Source organism: Streptomyces sp. NPDC126499, assembly GCF_040302485.1.
Classification (GTDB): Bacteria; Actinomycetota; Actinomycetes; order Streptomycetales; family Streptomycetaceae; genus Streptomyces.
This window is the reverse complement of the sequence record NZ_JBEOUO010000015.1, coordinates 36,155-54,136: the sequence shown is the minus strand read 5'-3', so window position 1 is coordinate 54,136 and position 17,982 is coordinate 36,155. Positions and strand designations below refer to the sequence as shown.

At 73.1% G+C, this 17,982-nt stretch carries 17 protein-coding genes and 2 pseudogenes; 12 read left to right on the top strand and 7 right to left on the bottom strand.

What is annotated here, in order from left to right; all coding sequences use genetic code 11:
- The first annotated feature begins 243 nt into the window (after positions 1–243).
- The gene (locus ABTZ91_RS22505) at positions 244–774 is read left to right on the top strand and encodes a hypothetical protein (RefSeq protein ID WP_352078985.1); all 531 of its coding nucleotides are present in this window, start codon (positions 244–246) and stop codon (positions 772–774) included.
- 69 nt (positions 775–843) lie between these two features.
- Here ABTZ91_RS22505 and ABTZ91_RS22500 read toward each other — a convergent pair whose 3' ends face one another.
- The 3 genes from ABTZ91_RS22500 to ABTZ91_RS22490 form a co-directional block, all read right to left on the bottom strand.
- Complete coding sequence (locus ABTZ91_RS22500) at positions 844–1,749, bottom strand: oxygenase MpaB family protein (RefSeq protein WP_352078984.1); 906 nt, start codon at positions 1,747–1,749, stop codon at positions 844–846.
- 143 nt (positions 1,750–1,892) lie between these two features.
- Positions 1,893–2,978 carry a nitric oxide synthase oxygenase gene (locus ABTZ91_RS22495; RefSeq protein WP_352079113.1) on the bottom strand — a complete coding sequence of 362 codons (1,086 nt, stop codon included), beginning with the start codon at positions 2,976–2,978 and terminating at the stop codon, positions 1,893–1,895.
- A gap of 253 nt (positions 2,979–3,231) precedes the next feature.
- Complete coding sequence (locus ABTZ91_RS22490) at positions 3,232–3,669, bottom strand: nitroreductase family deazaflavin-dependent oxidoreductase (protein WP_352078983.1); 438 nt, start codon at positions 3,667–3,669, stop codon at positions 3,232–3,234.
- 432 nt (positions 3,670–4,101) lie between these two features.
- On the opposite strand from ABTZ91_RS22490, the gene ABTZ91_RS22485 reads away from it, so the two are divergent.
- The 5 genes and pseudogenes from ABTZ91_RS22485 to ABTZ91_RS22465 all read left to right on the top strand — a co-directional run bounded on the left by ABTZ91_RS22485 (position 4,102) and on the right by ABTZ91_RS22465 (position 8,250).
- Positions 4,102–6,012 (top strand): FAD-dependent oxidoreductase, encoded by a 1,911-nt coding sequence (locus ABTZ91_RS22485; RefSeq protein WP_352079112.1) that lies wholly within the window; start codon positions 4,102–4,104, stop codon positions 6,010–6,012.
- 190 nt (positions 6,013–6,202) lie between these two features.
- Complete coding sequence (locus tag ABTZ91_RS22480) at positions 6,203–6,826, top strand: histidine phosphatase family protein (RefSeq protein WP_352078982.1); 624 nt, start codon at positions 6,203–6,205, stop codon at positions 6,824–6,826.
- A gap of 125 nt (positions 6,827–6,951) precedes the next feature.
- Positions 6,952–7,221 (top strand): annotated as a pseudogene (locus ABTZ91_RS22475) (ArsR/SmtB family transcription factor); the annotation flags it as partial.
- A gap of 146 nt (positions 7,222–7,367) precedes the next feature.
- Positions 7,368–7,754: a VOC family protein gene (locus tag ABTZ91_RS22470; RefSeq protein WP_352078981.1), complete on the top strand. Its 387-nt coding sequence runs from the start codon at positions 7,368–7,370 to the stop codon at positions 7,752–7,754.
- A gap of 25 nt (positions 7,755–7,779) precedes the next feature.
- Positions 7,780–8,250, top strand: a complete 471-nt coding sequence (locus ABTZ91_RS22465; RefSeq protein ID WP_352078980.1) for a hypothetical protein — start codon at positions 7,780–7,782, stop codon at positions 8,248–8,250.
- A gap of 87 nt (positions 8,251–8,337) precedes the next feature.
- On the opposite strand, the gene ABTZ91_RS22460 is transcribed toward ABTZ91_RS22465, so the two are convergent.
- Both ABTZ91_RS22460 and ABTZ91_RS22455 read right to left on the bottom strand, forming a co-directional pair.
- Complete coding sequence (locus ABTZ91_RS22460; protein ID WP_352078979.1) at positions 8,338–8,874, bottom strand: NUDIX hydrolase family protein; 537 nt, start codon at positions 8,872–8,874, stop codon at positions 8,338–8,340.
- A 228-nt stretch (positions 8,875–9,102) separates the two neighbouring features.
- Entirely contained in the window at positions 9,103–10,830 is a 1,728-nt protein-coding gene (locus tag ABTZ91_RS22455; protein WP_352078978.1) for a PP2C family protein-serine/threonine phosphatase, read from the bottom strand.
- A gap of 365 nt (positions 10,831–11,195) precedes the next feature.
- Between ABTZ91_RS22455 and ABTZ91_RS22450 the strand changes: the two genes are divergently transcribed.
- The 4 genes from ABTZ91_RS22450 to ABTZ91_RS22435 all read left to right on the top strand — a co-directional run bounded on the left by ABTZ91_RS22450 (position 11,196) and on the right by ABTZ91_RS22435 (position 13,561).
- On the top strand, positions 11,196–12,206 hold the full coding sequence (locus ABTZ91_RS22450) for a helix-turn-helix domain-containing protein (RefSeq protein ID WP_352078977.1): 1,011 nt from the start codon (positions 11,196–11,198) through the stop codon (positions 12,204–12,206).
- A gap of 55 nt (positions 12,207–12,261) precedes the next feature.
- The gene (locus ABTZ91_RS22445; protein ID WP_352078976.1) at positions 12,262–12,687 is read left to right on the top strand and encodes a hypothetical protein; all 426 of its coding nucleotides are present in this window, start codon (positions 12,262–12,264) and stop codon (positions 12,685–12,687) included.
- Positions 12,688–12,795: 108 nt separating this feature from the next.
- On the top strand, positions 12,796–13,176 hold the full coding sequence (locus ABTZ91_RS22440) for an STAS domain-containing protein (RefSeq protein ID WP_352078975.1): 381 nt from the start codon (positions 12,796–12,798) through the stop codon (positions 13,174–13,176).
- A 112-nt stretch (positions 13,177–13,288) separates the two neighbouring features.
- A complete protein-coding gene (locus ABTZ91_RS22435) occupies positions 13,289–13,561 on the top strand; it encodes a GlsB/YeaQ/YmgE family stress response membrane protein (protein WP_352078974.1) in 273 nt (90 codons plus the stop codon).
- A gap of 165 nt (positions 13,562–13,726) precedes the next feature.
- Here ABTZ91_RS22435 and ABTZ91_RS22430 read toward each other — a convergent pair whose 3' ends face one another.
- Positions 13,727–14,938, bottom strand: coding sequence for an erythromycin esterase family protein (locus ABTZ91_RS22430; RefSeq protein WP_352078973.1), 1,212 nt, complete (start codon positions 14,936–14,938; stop codon positions 13,727–13,729).
- A 69-nt stretch (positions 14,939–15,007) separates the two neighbouring features.
- On the opposite strand from ABTZ91_RS22430, the pseudogene ABTZ91_RS22425 reads away from it, so the two are divergent.
- A pseudogene (locus ABTZ91_RS22425) lies at positions 15,008–15,846 on the top strand (TioE family transcriptional regulator).
- A 155-nt stretch (positions 15,847–16,001) separates the two neighbouring features.
- On the opposite strand, the gene ABTZ91_RS22420 reads toward ABTZ91_RS22425, so the two are convergent.
- Positions 16,002–17,123, bottom strand: a complete 1,122-nt coding sequence (locus tag ABTZ91_RS22420; protein ID WP_352078972.1) for an ABC transporter substrate-binding protein — start codon at positions 17,121–17,123, stop codon at positions 16,002–16,004.
- A 449-nt stretch (positions 17,124–17,572) separates the two neighbouring features.
- Between ABTZ91_RS22420 and ABTZ91_RS22415 the strand changes: the two genes are divergently transcribed.
- On the top strand, positions 17,573–17,884 hold the full coding sequence (locus tag ABTZ91_RS22415) for a hypothetical protein (RefSeq protein ID WP_352078971.1): 312 nt from the start codon (positions 17,573–17,575) through the stop codon (positions 17,882–17,884).
- The last annotated feature ends 98 nt before the right edge of the window (positions 17,885–17,982 follow it).

Sequence of the window (17,982 nt, the reverse complement as noted above, 5' to 3'; positions counted from 1 at the left end):
CCGACCCGAGCCCCCCTCCCGTGGGGGCCGGGTTCGGCCGAACGCGCCGGGAACCGGGACCCGGATGTGAACCTTCGCCGCCAACGGGGTAAAACCATGGCCAACACCCCTCTCACTCGAACGGACACGCGCGCGTTGAGCATGCTTCCCGGATCACGTGTGCCAGGCAGGACCTGGACGGTTCGTCTCACCGGTCATCCCGACCACTCCGCCACGGTCACCTGCACCACGGCGGGCTGCCGCATGCCGGCACGGTCCCGGGACATCCAGGCGCTGCGCGTCTTCGCCGCCGAGCACGCCCGCGCCCACGGCCGCCTCGCCACGCCCCGGCCCAACGCCGACTGCGCCTGCGGAGCCACCGGCTGCCGTCACCACACGGCCCGCGCCACCTGCACCGGCCGGACGCTGCTGGTCCTCATCCACAACCCGGCCGTCGCCGAGGTCTGGACGCTGGCCGAGATCTGCCAGGCCTGCGCGCCCCTGATCGCCCACGCCACCGTCGTCGCCGGGGCCGGCGCCGCCGGCTCCCAGGACTCGCTCGCCGCCCGCGCCGCCGCCGCGGCCGGGAAGGCGCCGACCGCGCCCCCCGCCCCCACGGCGGCAGGCCCGGCGGCCCCACCGGCGGTACCGATGATGTTCTCGTCCCCCGAGGCCGCCGGCGGACCCGCCGTCTCCGGGCCGCCCTCACCCCGCAAGCGCGCCGGCCGCCGCGGCGGCCAGGGAGGCAAGCCCGGCCAGGGCGGCGGCCGCCCCCGACGGGGCGGCCGCGGCTGACGCCGCCGCGTCGGGACGCAGGGCGGGGCGCCGGGCCCACGAGGCCGGGACACCTTCCCGGCTCGGCCCCTAGCGTGCGTCCGCCCCCGATTCCCGCGCACGCCCCGAGCCCCGCGGCAGCGGCGGAGTCACCCAGCGGATCGCCGCGACCACCGCGCGGCCGCCCGGGCGGGCGAGGGGCAGGAGCAGGCGCGTGGTGTACGGCAGGTCCAGCAGGGACCTCGCCCAGGCGGGCAGCAGGTCGACCGCGGCCGCAGCGAGGAAGGCGTACGGGAGCCGCGCGGGCCACGGCAGCGGCGCGTGCGACAGCAGGAAGCGCGCGGTTCCCCGTGAGGCGGCGGTGGCGCGGAGCTCGGGGCGGTACGCGGACAGGACGGCCGCCAGCGCGGCCCGGCTCTCCGGCGGGTCGACCACGCCCAGCCGGCGCGCCACCCGCGCCATGTCGGCCACGTACCCGTCCGCGCCCGCGGGATCCAGCGGAGCCCTGCCGTACCGCTGGTGAGCCTCCAGGAAGCAGTGCGCCTCGGCCGCGTGCACCCAGGCGAGCAGCCGCGGATCGGACGCCCGGTACGGCACGCCCTCCGGCGTCCGTCCGCGCACCTTGTCGTGTACCGCGCGCACCTGCCGCACCGCTCGCTCCGCGTCCTCGGCGGTGCCGAAGGTCGTGGTCGCCAGGAAGGTGCTGGTGCGCTGGAGCCGCCCCCACGGGTCGCCCCGGAAGCCGGAGTGCGCGGCGACCGCCGCCATGGCGACCGGGTGCAGCGACTGGAGCAGGAGCGCGGCGAGCCCTCCCACGTACATCGACGCGTCCGCGTGCACGACCCGCACGGGGCGCCCGGGGCCGAACCAGCGCGGCCCGGGCGTCCCGTGGATCCGGATGCGCTTCCGGTGCGCGGTGGGACCGGCGACCCGGTGCAGCAGTGCCTCACCGGCCCGTTTCCGCAGCGCGCCGGAGAACGGCACACGCCAGGGCACGACTCAAGTGTGCGCCCCGTTCCCGGCGCCGGGAAGGTCCCCGCCCCTTCCGCGTTCCACGGCGCGCGTGAGGCGGGCGGCTGCGGCTGCCGGCGGGTGGAAGGGAGGGGCGACGATCGCATGCCCCCGGCAGACCGGGTGAGCTACCCGCGGGCCGGCTCGCCGGGGAGGAAGGCCGGCCGCAGCGACGGATCCACCGGGTCGTAGTAGCGGTGGAAGACGGGGGTGGCGGAGCCGGACAGCGGCGGGACGATCCAGCTCCAGTCGGCGGGGGTGGCCCTGCCGTGGCGGCGTTCGCGCGCGATGTGCCGGAGGAACCGCTCCGACTCGGTGTGATGGTCGGCCATCGTCACGCCCGCCTCCTGGAAGGAGTGCAGAACGGCCACGTTCAGCTCGACCAGCGCACGGTCCCGCCACAGCGTGCGCTCGCTCGACCGGTCGAGCCCGAGCCGGTCGGCCACCACGGGGAGGAGGTCGTAGCGCTCGGTGTCCGCGAGGTTCCGGGCGCCTATCTCCGTCCCCATGTACCAGCCGTTGAACGGCGCCGCCGGATACCGCACCCCGCCGATCTCCAGGACCATGTCGCTGATCGCCGGCACCGTGTACCAGCGCAGCCCGAGCTCGGCGAACCACGCGTGGTCCGGATGCCGCAGCGGCACCTCCGTCACGGAGTCGTCCGGCAGCTCGTACCACTCCGGCGGCGCCGCCGGGCGCTCCCGCACCATCAACGGCAGCACCTGGAACGCTTCCTCCTCCCGCTTCCAGCCCAGCGCCCGGGCGCGCTCGGTCAGCGCTCCACCGCGCGGATCGCCGATCCAGCGCCCCTCGGACGTGCGGTGCCCGGCATAGCGGACCAGTTGGTCGTTGACGATCCGCGGCCCGGGACGGCCCGGCCGGTCCGGAGCGAACACCGAGACCACCGGCCGGATCCGGCCACCGTTGCCGGCCAGGCGCAGGTGCTCGACGCACTGCTCGGCGACGTCGTCGGGGGAGGTCACCGACCGCAGATCGCGCACGACGAGGCTGCGCCAGTACAGCCTCCCGATACAGCGCGCCGCGTTGCGCCACGCCACCCGCGCCCCGAAGGCCAGCTCGGCGGGGGAGTGCTCGTAGGTCCCCGTCCGGTCGATCTCGGCCAGCACCTCACGGACCCTCCTCTCCACGTCCCCCGCGTCCGGCTGCTCGTGATGGAACTGGCGCACGAACTCCTCCGCCTGCCGTCGGTCCACGACGTACCGCTGGACGGAAGCGGGTTGGCCGGAGACGAGTTGGCCGGAGACGGGTTGGACGGAGACGGGTTGGACGGAGACGGGTTGGACGGAGACGGGTTGGACGGAGACGGACTTGCGGCGACGACTCAGACTGAAGACCAAGGTGTTCCCTCCCTGGCCCATGACTACCGTACGCACGCACGGGAGCGTGGAGAGTAGTCGTTCCTCGCCCGCGGCCGGCCGTCGGCTGCTAAGGTGCCCCCGCCAATCGCTAGCCGACCGGTTCGACGACGAAGAGCGGAATCTCCCGCTCGGTCCTGCGCTGGTAGTCCGCGTAGTCGGGGAAGGCGGCGACCGCCCGCTCCCACCAGACCCGCCGCTCCTCACCTTCGGCGAGCCGCGCCTTCATCTCCCACACCCTGGGGCCGTCCCGCAGCTCGATCAGCGGCGAGGCGAGGAGGTTGTGGTACCAGACGGGATGCCGGACCGCACCGCCGTTGGAGGCGACGAGCGCGTACGCACCCTCGTGCTCCACCCGCATGAGCGGCGTCTTGCGGATCCTGCCGCTCTTCGCGCCGACACTCGTCACCAGCACGACGGGCAGGCCCCGCATCGTCGTGCCCTTCGTGCCGCCCGACGACTCGTACAGCTCGACCTGATCCCGTACCCACTTCTCCGGACTCGGCTCGTACACACCCTCAAGCGACATCACTGACCTCCATGGACACGACGAACACGGACCCGCGCGAGGCTACTCCCCAACCGGCCCTTTCACCCGCTCCTTCGGTCTCGCACCCGCTCCTTCGGTCTCGACGTCGCGTCCCGGAAACGTTTCCCCAGGGAGCCCGGAGACGGGCGGCGAGCATCGCGATGACCGGAAAGTGTGGTTTGAACTCTCCTTCGTGTGAACGAGTCCGGCTCCGCCTCGGAGGTGCCGCGAGCATCTACGCGACGGCTCCCCGCGACACGAGCCTCCGCAAGCACCCTTTCCCGCCCCTCGAGCACCTCGGGAGTGAGCATCCCCAGCACGAACGACACGGCCGCCGACGCACCCAGCGCACAAGAGCCCCTGGCTCAGGGCGCCTTCCCCCTCACGCGCGCCTCGGCTCCGTCCCTCGCCGCCCGGCCCTCGCGGCGGACGGTGGTCACCGCGAGCGGTGCCACGGCACTCGCCGCCGGACTGACCGCCGCCTCGGCCGCGCCCGCGACCGCGTCACCCCCCGGCACCGTCCCCGCCACCATCCCCTCCTCCCTCCCGCCCGGCACCGACCCCTCCGCGTACACCACGGTCGCCCGTGCCATCGTCGTGCACGACGAACACGACAGGCCCCTCGTCCCCCGCTATCTGAAGGTCGTCGAGAACGGACTGCCCCCGAGCCGGGGAAGGGCCACGAAGCGGGTCCTCATCGTCGGCGCCGGACCGGCCGGGCTGCTCGCCGCCGACCTGCTCAACCGGGCGGGCCACGACGTCGTCGTCATCGAGGCCAACGGCAACCGGGTCGGCGGCCGCGTCAAGACCTTCCGCCAGGGCGGCCACGAGAACGGACGGCAGCCCTTCGCCGACCCCCGGCAGTACGCCGAGGCCGGGGCCATGCGGCTGCCCGGAAGCCACCCCCTCCTCATGGCCCTGATCGAGAAGTTCGACCTCCCCCGCCAGGAATTCCTGCTCGTCGACGTGGACGTCGAGGACCCCACGAAGAAGGCCAACCGCACCTGGATCCACGTCAACGGCCTCCACGTCCGCAAGGCCGACTACGAGAAGCACCCCGAAGTCGTCAACGACACCTTCGGCGTCCCCGGCGCCTACCGCACGAAGACGGCGTCCGCCATCCTCGCCGACGCCCTCGAACCCGCCCGCCGGCTCGTCCGGGGCAAGGAGGGAACGGCCCTCGTCGAGGGCTGGGCCGAGGTCCTCAGGCGGTACGGCCACTGGTCCATGTACCGCTATCTCACCGAGGTCGCCGGCCTGGACACCAGGACCATCGACCTCGTCGGCACCGTCCAGAACCTGACGTCACGACTCCATCTCTCCTTCCTGCACAGCTTCCTGTCCAGCGCGCTGATCGACCCCGGAACCACCTTCTGGGAACTCAAGGGCGGCACCGTGGTGCTCATCGACGCGCTGTACGCGCGCGTGAGGGGAAAGGTCCGGCTCGACCGGCGCGCCGTACGCGTCGAACGGAGCGGCGGCACGGTGCGGGTGCACACCGTGTCCGAGGACTGCCAGACCGGCAAGGGAGGTGTCACGGAGGTCTTCGAGGGCGACGAGGCGATCATCACCGTGCCCTTCTCCGGACTGCGCCACGTGGCCTTCGACCCTCCGCTGAGCTACGGCAAGCGCCGCGCCGTCACGGAGCTGCACTACGACGCCGCGACCAAGGTGCTCCTCGAATTCTCCCGGCGCTGGTGGGAGTTCACCGAGGAGCAGTGGGAGGCCGAGCTGAACTCCGTCGAGGACGGCCTCTACGCCGCCTACAAGGCGGGCCGCGTCAAGAACGGCAGGCAGCTCGGCGCCCACCGCTCCGTGCAGGACCTCGGCGTGACCGTCCCCGACGAACTCAGGCACTGCTTCACCGCCTTCCGCCCCGTCGCCGGCCGTGAACCCGAAGCCGCCCACGTCCGCGGCGGCGGCTCCGCGAGTGACAACGCCAACCGCTTCATGTTCTTCGAGCACGCCCACCCCATGGAGGGCAGCGACGGAGGCGTGATGCTCGCCTCCTACAGCTGGGCCGACGACGCCCTGAAGTGGGACTCCTACGCCGACGAGGAGCGGTACCTCCGCGCCCTCGCCGGCGTGCAGGCCGTCTTCGGCCGGCGCTGCGAGGTGTTCTTCACCGGCAAGTGCAGGACGCAGTCCTGGATGCGGGACCCGTACGCGTACGGAGAGGCCTCCGTGCTCCTTCCCGGTCAGCACACCGAGCTGTTCCCCGACGTCCCCACCTCGGAGGGTCCGCTGCACTTCGCCGGGGACCACACGTCCGTCAAACCCGCCTGGATCGAAGGGGCCCTCGAATCCGCCGTGCGGACCGCGCTGACGGTCCACACGGGCTGAGCGGCACACCGCCCGAAGCCGCGGCGGGGCGCCGCGGCTGACCGTCGACGCCCCGCCCCGCCTTCCCCCGACGACCACCGCCAGCCGCGGACCGGCCCCTGGCCGCGGAACCGCGCCGCCGGCACCGACGTCCGTTCAGGCATCCGCAAGATCGCCGACAGCACGACGGACCCCGCCGGAGGACGCGCCGATGACGGCCACCGCTGCCCGCTACCTCTACCTCACCCGCCATGGAGAGGCCACGCCGGACGAGACCGGCCTGAGCGACAAGGGCCGCCGCCAGGCCGTCCTCCTCGGAAAGCGCCTCCGCGGCGCCCCGCTCGCCGCGATCCACCACGGCCCCCTCGCGCGGGCGGAGCAGACGGCGAAGCTGATCGGCGAGCAGCTCGACGGCGTTCCCCTCGCCCCCGCCGCGGCGGCCGGCGACTACCTCCCCTACCTGCCGCGGCACGAGGAACTGCCACCGGAATCGGCCGACGCCATGCTCGGCCGCCTCGCCCGGTTCCCCGCGGAGGAACGGGAGCAGGGCCCCGGACTGGCCCGGGAGGCCGTCGCGCGGTTCACGGGCCCGGTCGACGGTGGCGAGCCGCGCCACGAACTCGTCGTCACGCACAACTTCCTCATCGGCTGGCTCGTGCGCGCGGCGCTCGACGCCCCCGAGTGGCGCTGGATGGGCCTCAACCACGCCAACGCCGCCCTGACCGTCATCCGCTACGCGCCCGGCCGCCCCGCGTCCGTCCTCTTCTTCAACGACACCGCCCACCTCCCCGCCGACCTCCGCTGGACCGGCTTCCCGCCCGACCTCCACGTCTGAAGCGGCGCAGGCGCCGGACCGAGCCTCAGGACACGGGCCCGACCCCGCCCCGGAACCATGGCCCCCGTCGGATGTGACACCCGCCGACTTGATAGGCAAGTCGCTGCTTGCCTATCGTGGCGGTCATGGCAGAGGATGTCTTCAAGGCGCTGGCCGATCCCACCCGACGGCGCATCCTCGACGAGCTGGCGGAGCGGAACGGCCAGAGTCTGTTCGAGATATGCGCACGGCTGGTCACCAAGCACGGCCTGGGCCTGTCGCGGCAGGCGATCAGCCAGCATCTGGCCGTACTGGAAGCGGCGGGTCTCGTCGTCTCACGGCGCGAGGGCCGCTACAAATTCCACGACCTCGACACCGAACCCCTCGAGCGCGTCATGACCCGATGGCTCGACCCCCACGGCCACAGTGGCAACAGCAACAGCAACAGCAACAGCAACAGCAACAGCAACAGCAACAGCAACAGCAACAGCAACAGCAACACCACGAGCAGCGCCACGAGCACCGAGAGCGCCGAGCGCGCGGACACCACGGAGAGCACCCCATGAAGATCCACCTCACCAGCGTCTTCGTCGACGACCAGGAGAAGGCCCTGCGCTTCTACACCGACGTGCTGGGCTTTGTGAAGAAGCACGACGTCCCGATGGGGGAGGACCGGTGGATCACCGTCGTCTCGCCCGAGGAGCCGAACGGGACGGAACTCCTGCTCGAGCCGTCCGGACATCCCGCCGTGCAGCCGTACAAGACGGCACTGGTGCACGACGGCATCCCGGCCGCCTCCTTCGCCGTGGACGACGTCCGCGCGGAATACGAGCGGCTGCGCGAGCTCGGCGTGTTCTTCACCCAGGAGCCGCTGGAGATGGGCTCGGTCACGACCGCCGTCCTGGACGACACCTGCGGCAACCTGATCCAGATCGTCCACAGCGCGTAGGGCCGGTTCCCGAAAGAGGCACCGCATGACCGACATACCCCTCGGCCCCGAGCCGGCCGAGCACCGGCGTTTCGCCCGGTACCTCGCCGCGCTGGAGACCGTCGCCGAGCCGGACGAGGCGGAGCTGGTGGGCGCCGTCCTCGGGGACGAGGATTCGGTGATGGCGCAGAGCGCGGTGGTCCGCCATGTCGACCGCCGCGCGGCCGAGCTGCTGACCGACGCCCGGTTCCCCGCCTGGTGCCGCACGGTGTCCCGCGTCGTCGCCGGACGGGACGTCCTCACCCGCCGCCTGCGCGAATGGACCCTGCTCAGGGCCCTCGCGCTCGGCGAGCCCTGGACCCCCGCAGAGCTGACCGCCGCATCCGACTGGTGCCAGCGCACCGCCGTGACCGGCACCTTCCCCGTATCACCGGCGGCCCTCACCCTGCTCGCCGAGCAGGGGCGCACCCGCCGCGTCCGCATCGCGGCCACCCGTCACCCGCGCCCCGCCGGGTGACGGCCTTCGCGCCGCCGGCCCGGCCGAGGCCGGTGCCGCGCCCCGACCTGGGAACGGCATCCAGCAACGGGACCTCGGAGCGAGAGCTCAGAACGTGTGGCCGACGTGCGCGAGCGCCTGCTTCAGCAGGACCGCGTGCCCGCCCGGCATCTCGCTCTGCACGGCCGGGGACGCCGCCTCCTGCGGACTGAACCAGACCAGGTCGAGCGCGTCCTGCCGAGGGCGGCAGTCACCGGTGACCGGCACGATGTACGCGAGGGACACCGCGTGCTGGCGAGGGTCGTGGTAAGGCGTGATGCCCGCCGTGGGGAAGTACTCGGCGACCGTGAACGGCTGCAGTGAGGCCGGGATACGCGGCAGGGCGACCGGGCCGAGATCCTTCTCCAGGTGCCGCAGCAGCGCGTCCCGTACCCGCTCGTGGTGCATCACCCGCCCGGACACCAGCGTGCGGCTGATCGTTCCGTCCGCGCCGATCCGCAGGAGCAGTCCGATGCTGGTGACCTCGCCGCTGTCGTCCACGCGTACGGGCACGGCCTCGACGTACAGGATCGGCATCCGGGCCCGGGCCATGTCCAGCTCGTCCGTGGTCAGCCAGCCGGGCGTGGTCTCAGTCATGTCAGACATCGCTTGATCATACTTTCCTGGAGGGGTCGCGGTGGCAGAACCGCCGGGCGCGTCCCGTGTCTTCGTTCCGTCGCGCGTCGCACCCGCCGTCCGGACCGTCCGGACCGTCCGGACATCCGGACCATCCGGACCGCCCGGACCGCGGGGAGACGCCCCCAGGGACATCCCCTGCGCGCGGGCCTGCCAGTCCTGCCAGTTCGCTCGCCCCCCGGCCCCCGCCGATGCCCGTCAGCGCCGCTCGGTGAGATGAATGGCCAGCATGCAGGCGTCGTCCTCGTGGGCGGCCTGATCGGGGTCGGCGAGCACGGTGTCGATGAGCTCCTGCGGCCCCACGCCCGGCGAACGCGTCATCAGATCGGCCAGGCGCTCGATGCCCTTGGTGACGTCCTCGCCCCGGCGCTCCACGATCCCGTCGGTGTACAGCAGCAGCAGATCGCCCTCGCGCAGCTCGGTCGTCGTGGTCTCGTACGCGTACCCCGGCAGGGCACCGAGCAGCGGGCCGCGCTGCGGCGTGTGCAGCGGGGCCGCGCGGCCGTCCCGGAGCAGCAGCGGCGCCGGGTGGCCGGCGTCGGCCCAGTGGAGCGCCCGGCGTTCGTCGATGTGCCCCGTGATCATGGTGGCGGTCTGTCCCGAAGGGTCGCTGCAGATCAGCTCGTTCAGCCAGGTCGTCATCTCACCGGCCGACGCCCCGGTCTGGGCGAGACCGGCCAGCGCGTGACGCTGCTGCGACATCCGGGCCACCGCGTCCAGGCCGTGCCCGGAGGCGTCGCCGATCGCGATCAGCACCCGCCCGTCCGGCAGCAGCCGGCACTTGTACCAGTCGCCCCCCACCGCGGCGTCCGGCTCCGCCGGCTTGTACGACGCGGCGACGGACAGCCCGACCGCGGCGAGCGCCTCGGAGTGCGTCGGCAGCAGCGCTTCGCGCAGGGCGTCGGCGATCCGCCGCTCCGCCTGGGCCTGCCGCCGCAGCCGGTCGGACTCGCGCTCCGTCTCCGCCAGCCGGCGGCGGCTCCGGATCTGCGGGGTGAGGTCCCTGGCCACCAGGTTGACGGCCCACGGCCTGCCGTCGGTGCCGGCCACCGGACGGCCGAGCAGGTCGAGCGTCCTCACCTCGCCGAGCACCAGGAACCGGATCCGGGTCCAGGCCGGCTCCTCGCCCGCGAGGACGGAGGTCAGGAACTCGGCGAACGCCGTCAGATCGTCCGGGAGCAGCGCGTCACAGAGCTGCTCCAGCGTCCACGGCATCCGCACATCGGCGTGGAAGATCCGGCTGAGCCCCTCCGACCAGGTCACCTTCCCCGACAGCAGATCCCAGTTGCCCCAGCCGAGCGAGGCCAGGTACTGGGCGTCGATCGTCAGCAGCTCCGTCTGGCTCTGCACCGGCCGCCAGGTGACGAGCAGCTGCTCGCCGCAGAGCGCCGCCGAGTACAGCAGGGGAGCGCGGTGCAGTCGGCCGAGCCGCTGCTCGGTGTAGTCGACGACCCGGCCCTCCATCGGCCCGCCGCCACCGGCGACCTCGACGAGCGCGGCGAGCAGCCCGCTGGCCGCCGCCCCCGGCCGTGCCTCCAGGAACCGCTGCCCGACCTGCTGGTCCGGGGCCTCCAGCCAGTCGGCCGACCGGGTCCGGTTGCCGGCGACGATGCGGAAGTCCCGTACCGTGCCGGTCCCGGCGTCGTGGAGCGGTTCGAGGAGCGCGGCCGACGCCGGGATCGCGCTGAGGGCCGAGCACGTCCCCGCCGTGTCGCGGTCGTGGGTGCTGCACAGACAACGCGGCGTCGGCTCGTGCGACGAGGCGGACGTCGGGGCGAGCAGTCGCACCGGAGAGGTGACCTCCTCACCCGGTACGGGGGCGGGGAACCGTTCCGCGGTACGCCGCACGGAGCCGCGCAGGGCGGAGACCTCCCGGCCGATCAGGGACTTGAGCTCGTCGACGGTGTCAGGCAGCGGAAAATTCACGATCGCCTCCCGGGCCGGTTCACGCGTACGCCGAGACCACCGGTACTCCGGCTCGCGCGCACATCGAACCGGCGGCTCGGCCCTCGCGCCACCGGCTGCCACCCGCGCCGCTGCCCACCTCGACCCGGATCATGCGTGCCGGGGGCGTCCTCAGGTACGGGAACGATCCCGTCACCCGTCCGGCCGTACCGGCTCCGCCGTGCGTAGAGTCCCGCCGTGACGCGGCACGGGGGCCACGCAGCGTGTCACGAGGACGCGTCACGAAGACGTGTCACGAAAAACCCTCCTGCCCCGTCAATGGCGTGGGGCCGGAACCGGACCGGCCCCACGGGCGCCACCCAGCCGGGAGAACGGAGAGTGATGCGATGATCGGGACCGTGTTCCGCAGCGAGGACGTGCCGGCGGAGGACAGGTTCGACTGCTGGCGCGAGCTCACCGGCCGGACGCGGCACTGCGAGGCGATCAGCCCCCACGCCGCCGATTTCCGGGCGGAGCTGCGCCACATGGAGCTGGGGCCCGTGACCGTGTGGAAGACCTCCATCCCGCCCACCCGCTTCCTGCGGAACGCGGCCATGGCACGCCGGGACGACCCCGAGCTCTACCACCTCACGCTCGTGCTCGACGGCGGCCTCGCCGTGAGCCCCGACGCGAGTCCGACGGCCCTGATCGGCCCGCGCTGCCTCAGCGTCATCGACAGCTCGCAGCCCTACGACGTCCGCGCGTACGACGTCCGGTCCGCCGGCCGGGAGCAGATCCGCGTCGTCGAGGGCGTGGCCGTCGACCTGCCCAAGGCGATGCTCCCGATGTCGCCGCACCGGGTACGCCACCTCATGGGCCGGTCGGTCCCGGCCCTGGAGGGCACGGGCGCGCTGCTCGCGGACTTCCTCGTCGGCCTCGAACGCCAGGCCGCCTTCCTCCAGCCTTCCGACGGCCCCCGTCTCGGCACGGTCGTACGGGACCTCATGGCGGCCTGGCTCGCCCAGCTCGTTGAAGCCGAGGCCGCGCTGCCCCCCGAGACCCGCCAGGAGGCCTTGGTCCAGCACATCCGGTCGTTCATCCAGCGCAACCTGCACGACCCGGACCTCACCCCCGGGGTGATCGCCGCGGCCCACCACATCTCGCTCAGCCATCTGCACCGCGTCTTCACCCGGCAGTCGGGCGGCGAGACGGTGGCCGCCTCGATACGCGCCCAGCGACTCGCCGGGGCCCACCGCGACCTGGCGGACCCGGCGTTGCGTACGACCCCGATCCACGCGGTCGCCGCCCGCTGGGGCATGACCCGCGCCTCCGACTTCACCCGGGCCTTCCGGGCCGCCTACGGGCTCTCGCCCAAGGAGCACCGGCAGCGGTCCCTGAACGGGGTCGACGCTTCCTGAGCGAGCCGACGCCCTTTGGCTACGCTGGAGGTGCGGCACGGACAGGGAGGCGGCCGTGGTTGGGGCTCGTCAGCGCCGGTTCCACCTCGACCAGGGTGGGCACTCGATCACCGTCGTCTGGGAGGCGGGACGGCGTCGGGCGGAGTTGCTCGTCGACGGCAAGGTGGTGGCCGTGGCGCGGACGACCCCGGGTGCCACCACCGAGCTCTGCGGCGAGATCGCCGAACCCGAGCGTGTCCTGCGGCCGTTCACCGTCCGCCTGGCCGACCTTCCCGACGCCGAACCGCTGTGCGCCGCGGTCATCGAGGGCCGGCAGTACCTGATGCCGCTGGCCCCGCTCACCGGACAGGAGCAGGGGCGGACCGAACCGCCGCCCCCGCCCCGTACACCCGCCGAACTCCTCGCCCGCTGGCGCGCCCGCCTGCGTCGGTACGCCCGCCGGCACGTCCGTCGGCGCGCCCGTCGGCACCGGCCTCGCTGAGCCGGCGGCCCGCGGATTCCCCCTTGCCGGGGATCGGCGCTGGTCAGATGGGGTGAAGCGGACGCGTGCCTCGTGTCCCCGGGGTGGCCGTGCGGCGTTGATGGAGGCGTGAGTACCTCAAGCACACCACCCCCGATACTGCCCACGGCTCTCGCGCCCCTGACCGCCCACTCCCCGCACGACTCGGGCGCGGACACCGCGCCCGGCGTCATAGTCGTCGACTCCTGCACCACCCTCGGCACGACCCTCGTCGTCCAGGTCAGCGGGGAGATCGACCGCTTCAGCGCCGCCCCGCTCGGCGCCCTGATGGTCTCGGCGGCCGCGGACGGATACACCGGCCTCGTGCTCGACACCTTCCGGGTCACCTTCTGCGACTCCGGTCTGCTGAGCGTCCTCGGCTGGTGGCCCCGCAGCGGACGCCGTCTCCGGCTCGTCAACCCCTCCAGGGCCGTGACCCGCCTCCTGAGAGCCGCCGCCGCGGCGGACTGAGCGGCCTCGCCGCCTCACCCGATCCGTCTTTGACCGTTACGTGAGGGTTTGGGAAGCGGTGTACGGCGCATACGGAGGAGCAGGAATCGAGCGCGTTGAGAAGGGGTGCACCGTGGGCATTATCGGCTGGATTCTGGTGGGCCTGATCGCCGGCATCATCGCGAAGCTCCTGATGCCGGGGAAGGACCCGGGCGGCTTCATCGTCACGATCCTGATCGGTGTCGCGGGAGGTCTGCTGGGCGGATGGCTCGGCAAGGTCATCTTCGGCGTCGACTCCATCGACGGGTTCTTCGAGCTCTCGACCTGGATCGCCGCCATCGTCGGCTCGCTCATCCTGCTGGCGATCTACCGGCTTGTGACCGGTGGCAGGCGCCGACACGCCTGACAGGAAGCGCCGGCACACCTGACAGGAAGGTGACCGGGCGCGGGCAGGTGGCCGGGCGTGGACCGACATCGGTCCACGCCCGGCACCGCGTGGACGGCGGGGGAGCGGGCGCGTCGGCGTCCCTCCGGATCGGGTCTCCGTACGGAGGCCCCCACCCGCCCCCGCTCATTCCTGCGGCACGTGTACGTCCCTGACGAACACGAGGCCGTCGCTGTCCGCCAAGTGGGCCGGGTCGTACGGGGCGTAGCCGAACCACGGGGACACCCGGGGCACGAGCGGCGTGTCACGGACGACCGCGGCCAGCCGCCTGGAGTCGACGACGTACCGGTCCTCCGGGAGGCCGTACAGCAGCCCTTCGAGCGTGTTTGGCGGCGGCGCGTCCACTCCGCGGTGCCGGACCGTGCCGAGGGCGGTGGCCACGAAGGCGTACCCCTCGCCGAGCTCGGCGCTCACCAGCGCACCGGCGCTCCACCACTCCAGAGGCGCCCCGCCCATCCGCATCGTGCTCCTCTCCCGCTGGAGGTGCCCGTTGTGGGCGTGGGCGAACACCGGCCCCCGAGCGGCGGCGAGCGCCAGGAGGTTACGGGCCATCATCTGGTCCCGTACGGCGACCAGACGCGTCAGGCGGGCCGGGGAGGTGTCGGCCATCCCGTGGTGGTAGCGCAGCAGACCGAGCGCGGTGCGCCCGTGGAGGCGCGCCCGCTCCCAGCCGTCCTCGGAGGTCGTCCCGCGCAGGCGGGGCGCCTCGGCGTCGAGCAGTTCCACCAGATCGTCGGCGAGCAGGCGGAGCCGCGCGGCCTCGGCCGACTGCCCCACGGACCGGGACGGGTCCCGCATCGCGGCGGGCTCGGTCCACCGCTCGTCCGCGCCGAGCAGCCGGTCGAGCGTCTCCGCCGTGCACGGAAGCAGATTCTCGTCCAGCCGGGCGGCGAGGAAGCCATGGAGCGCGAGGAGGGCCTGCCGGGGGCTCGCGGCGGCGGTGATCTCCAGCGGGCCGTCGAAACCGGCGAAGCGGACCTGCTCGGAAGCGGGTCGGCCGTCGTTGTGGGCGCGCATCCAGCGCACCAGCTCGCGGTTGGCGGCACACGCTCCCCAGTCGTGGCTGAAGCCCCGCTCCATCACCTCGTCCAGGGTGCCCGCGCCCGAGGTGACGTAGTCGTCGACGAGCAGTCCCCTCAGGCAGTCGGTCTCGATCGCGATCGTCCGATAGCCCTCCTCCTCGACGAGCTGCCGGAACAGCTCGTTGCGCAGGCCGAGCAGGGTGTCCTCGGCGTGGGTGGGCTCGCCCAGGGCGAGCAGTCGGGGCCGTACCGGCAGCAGCCTCATGAGGGCGGCAGCGTCGACGGCATGGGCGGTGTCCTTGATGTCAGTCGCCATGCCTTCGACGCTATCGTTGAACCTTCGGTGGAGACTTCGGCGGCGAAGTCCCGCGATATCGTCGGAGTCATGCGGCATAACCTTCAAAGCGGTGAGCGGCTGCGGCCGATCGATCTGGCCCGTGGGCACGGTCTGTCCACCCAGGCGGTCAGGAACTACGAAGAGGCCGGCATCCTCCCGGCCGCCGCGCGCACGCCGCACGGCTACCGCACCTATACCTCGCTCCACGCGGCGGCCCTGCGCGCCTTTCTCGCCCTCGTACCCGGTCATGGACACCGGACGGCCGCGTCGATCATGCGGGCCGTGCACCAGGACGCCGTCGACGAGGCGTTCCGTCTCATCGACGAGAGCCACGCCCGACTCCTCGACGACCGGAGGACCCTTCAGGCCGTGGAGAACGCGCTGCGCGACCTGGGGCCCGCCGCGGAGACCGGGCCGGCGGTGGCGTCGGGCCGACGGTGGGGTCGAGGTCGGCGGTGGCGTCGGGGCCGACGCCCGTGTCCCGGCAGGCGGACGTGTCCCGGCAGGCCCAGGGGTCCCGGCAGGCGCCGGCGTCCGCGCCCGGGGGCACCTTCATCGGACCGCTGGCACACAGGCTCGGCATCCGCCCCGCCACGCTGCGCAAGTGGGAGCGGGCCGGACTGGTGCGCCCACGCCGCGACCCGCGGACCGGATACCGCGTCTACGACGAGGCCGACGTGCGCGACGCGCGACTGGCCCACCAGCTCAGGCGGGGCGGCTACCCGCTGGACCACATCGCACCGGTGATCGACCGCGTACGGGCGGTCGGCGGACTGGAGCCGCTGCAGGCCTCCCTGCACGACTGGCAGGGCCGGCTGTCCGCCCGCGGGCGCGCGCTGCTGACGGGCGCCGCGGAGCTGGAGACGTACCTGCGAGAGCGCGGGTGACGCCCGCGCCCCCCGGGCGCGTCGGACATCGGGGCGCGGCGTCGGCCCCGACCGCCTGGCGCCGCTCTTCGTCGACTCGGCCCCGGCCGCCTGGCGCCGCTCCTCGTCGACTCGGCCCCGGCCGCCTGGCGCCGCTCCTCGTCGACCCCCGGCGCTCAGCCCGTGTGGAGCACCCGGAAGCGATCCCGATCCGCCGGATCCCGGTCGACGACCTGCACCGGCGGCCCCGCCCACTGCCACACGCCGATGCCGGGCGTGCGGGAGAAACGGATCTGCCCACGGGTTCCCTCCACGACCACGCGCGGCCACGACGCGGCGGTGCGCGCCCTGTCCGCGCCGCCGCCGGTCCGCCGCAGCACATCGGCGAGCACGGTGATCGTGTCGTAGCCCTCGAAGGCGACGAACGACGGCGCCCCGGCGAGCCGTTCGCGCAGGGTCCGCTCGACGCGCTCGCCGAGGGGAGTGAGGCGCTCGGGCAGATAGCGCAGGAACGGGATCGCGGTGCCGTCGTCGCCGAGCAGCCCCGCCCACTCGGCGAACTCCGGCTGCCCTGCCGGAGCGCCGATCGTCAGCCCGGCGAGCCGCCCGTCCCGGCGGACGGCCTCGACGACCGGCACGGCCGGATCCGGATGACCCAGCAGAAGCAGGAGCGCCGTCGCGCCGTCCTCGTCGAGTGCGTCGCACACCTTCTCGGGCGTGAGCGCGCCCATGTCCAGCTCGACGAGGCTGCCGCCGCGTGCAGCGAGGTGGTCCCGCAGGATGCCGGCGCCCGACGCCCAGTAGACGCTCTGCTGGGCCGCCACGGCGATACGGCGGTGGCCCGCGCCGAGCAGGAAGTCGGCGTACGTCCGCCAGCCGCGGGACTGCGGCGGAGCGAGGCGTGCGACCCACTGGGTGGGCTGTTCCGTGAGCGCGTCCAGAACCGCTGACGAGCAGAGGAACGGCAGACCGAGCGCGTCGGCCCGTCCGGCGGCGGCCCGCGCGACGACGCTGTGGTACTCGCCCGCCACGGCGGCCACGCCGAGTCCGGCCAGTTCCTCCACGGCCGCCTCGGCCCGCCGCGGATCGGCCGCGGTGTCCCGCACCACCAGTTCGAGCGGCCTGCCGTCGACGCCGCCGGCCTCGTTCACGTCGTGAACGGCCAGTTCGAGCCCGGCGAGCAGCTGCCGGCCCCCCTCGACCCAACCAGGCCGCGTCAACGGCACGAGAGCGCCGATGCGGACCGCCGGCTCGGCGGCCGTCCGTTCCGAACCGGAGGGCGAGGTGGACGTGTTCATACGTGCGCGTCTCCCGAGTACGAGGGGTTGCCGTGTGCCCGGATCTCTGAGTGAACGTCAGGGGCGCCCGGGACGAGCCGACCCGGAACAGGCCCGGAGCGAAGTCCGGGGCGCTGACACGGCCTCCGGGCAACGCCGTCGATGATCGCATATTCGTTTGCCTCCGGCCGGACGGGTCGGATAGGAAGCCCGCATGCTGAAGGGCGACAAGGTCGGGCTGAGGGCCCGCACGAAGAGCTAGGCAGGAGAGTCCCGCACCGGCCACCGGTCACCGGCCACCGGTCATCCGGTCCGGACAACCGCGATTCTGGAGAAGCGCCATCGACACGTCCGCCATCGACACCTCCGCCGACCGTCCCGGCCGGGCCCCACGACCGGCCCGCCGCAGGGCGGGAATCGGCACCTTCCTGCTGGGCGCCACGGCCGGCGTCGTCGCGACCGTCATCGCCGTGACCGTCCTGTGGTGGCCGCGCACCGAGGTCACGTACCAGAGCACCGCGCCCTCGTCAGTCGTCTACGAGGACCGGTTCCCACACGTCCTGGGACTGGTGCACGAGCACACCCTGTCGGGGCGCCACAGCTACCGACTGGTGATCGGACGGGATTCCGGGTTCTCGTACGGACACTGGGTCGAGGTCGAGCCCTACGTGGCGGCCAAGGGAGTCGACACCACCACATGGACTCAGCAGGAGGTGCGGATCCGCTTCCGTACCGGCCACGAACTCGTCGTCCCGGCCCGCTTCTTCCTCTACGGAAGATGACGGACGAGGTTCGCCACGCGCACCACCCCGCGGTCCGTGGTCCCGCAACCGGCGCGCCCCCAGGCGCCGGCTATGCCACTGCGCCCCTGTGCCCCTGT

Coding starts and splice junctions, on each gene's coding strand:
- ABTZ91_RS22460 (WP_352078979.1), bottom strand. CDS start 8,874: ATGTCTGACATGACTGAGACCACGCCCGGCTGGCTGACCACGGACGAG.
- ABTZ91_RS22430 (WP_352078973.1), bottom strand. CDS start 14,938: ATGGCGACTGACATCAAGGACACCGCCCATGCCGTCGACGCTGCCGCC.
- ABTZ91_RS22450 (WP_352078977.1), top strand. CDS start 11,196: ATGATCGGGACCGTGTTCCGCAGCGAGGACGTGCCGGCGGAGGACAGG.
- ABTZ91_RS22505 (WP_352078985.1), top strand. CDS start 244: ATGCCGGCACGGTCCCGGGACATCCAGGCGCTGCGCGTCTTCGCCGCC.
- ABTZ91_RS22490 (WP_352078983.1), bottom strand. CDS start 3,669: ATGTCGCTTGAGGGTGTGTACGAGCCGAGTCCGGAGAAGTGGGTACGG.
- ABTZ91_RS22470 (WP_352078981.1), top strand. CDS start 7,368: ATGAAGATCCACCTCACCAGCGTCTTCGTCGACGACCAGGAGAAGGCC.
- ABTZ91_RS22480 (WP_352078982.1), top strand. CDS start 6,203: ATGACGGCCACCGCTGCCCGCTACCTCTACCTCACCCGCCATGGAGAG.
- ABTZ91_RS22420 (WP_352078972.1), bottom strand. CDS start 17,123: ATGAACACGTCCACCTCGCCCTCCGGTTCGGAACGGACGGCCGCCGAG.
- ABTZ91_RS22465 (WP_352078980.1), top strand. CDS start 7,780: ATGACCGACATACCCCTCGGCCCCGAGCCGGCCGAGCACCGGCGTTTC.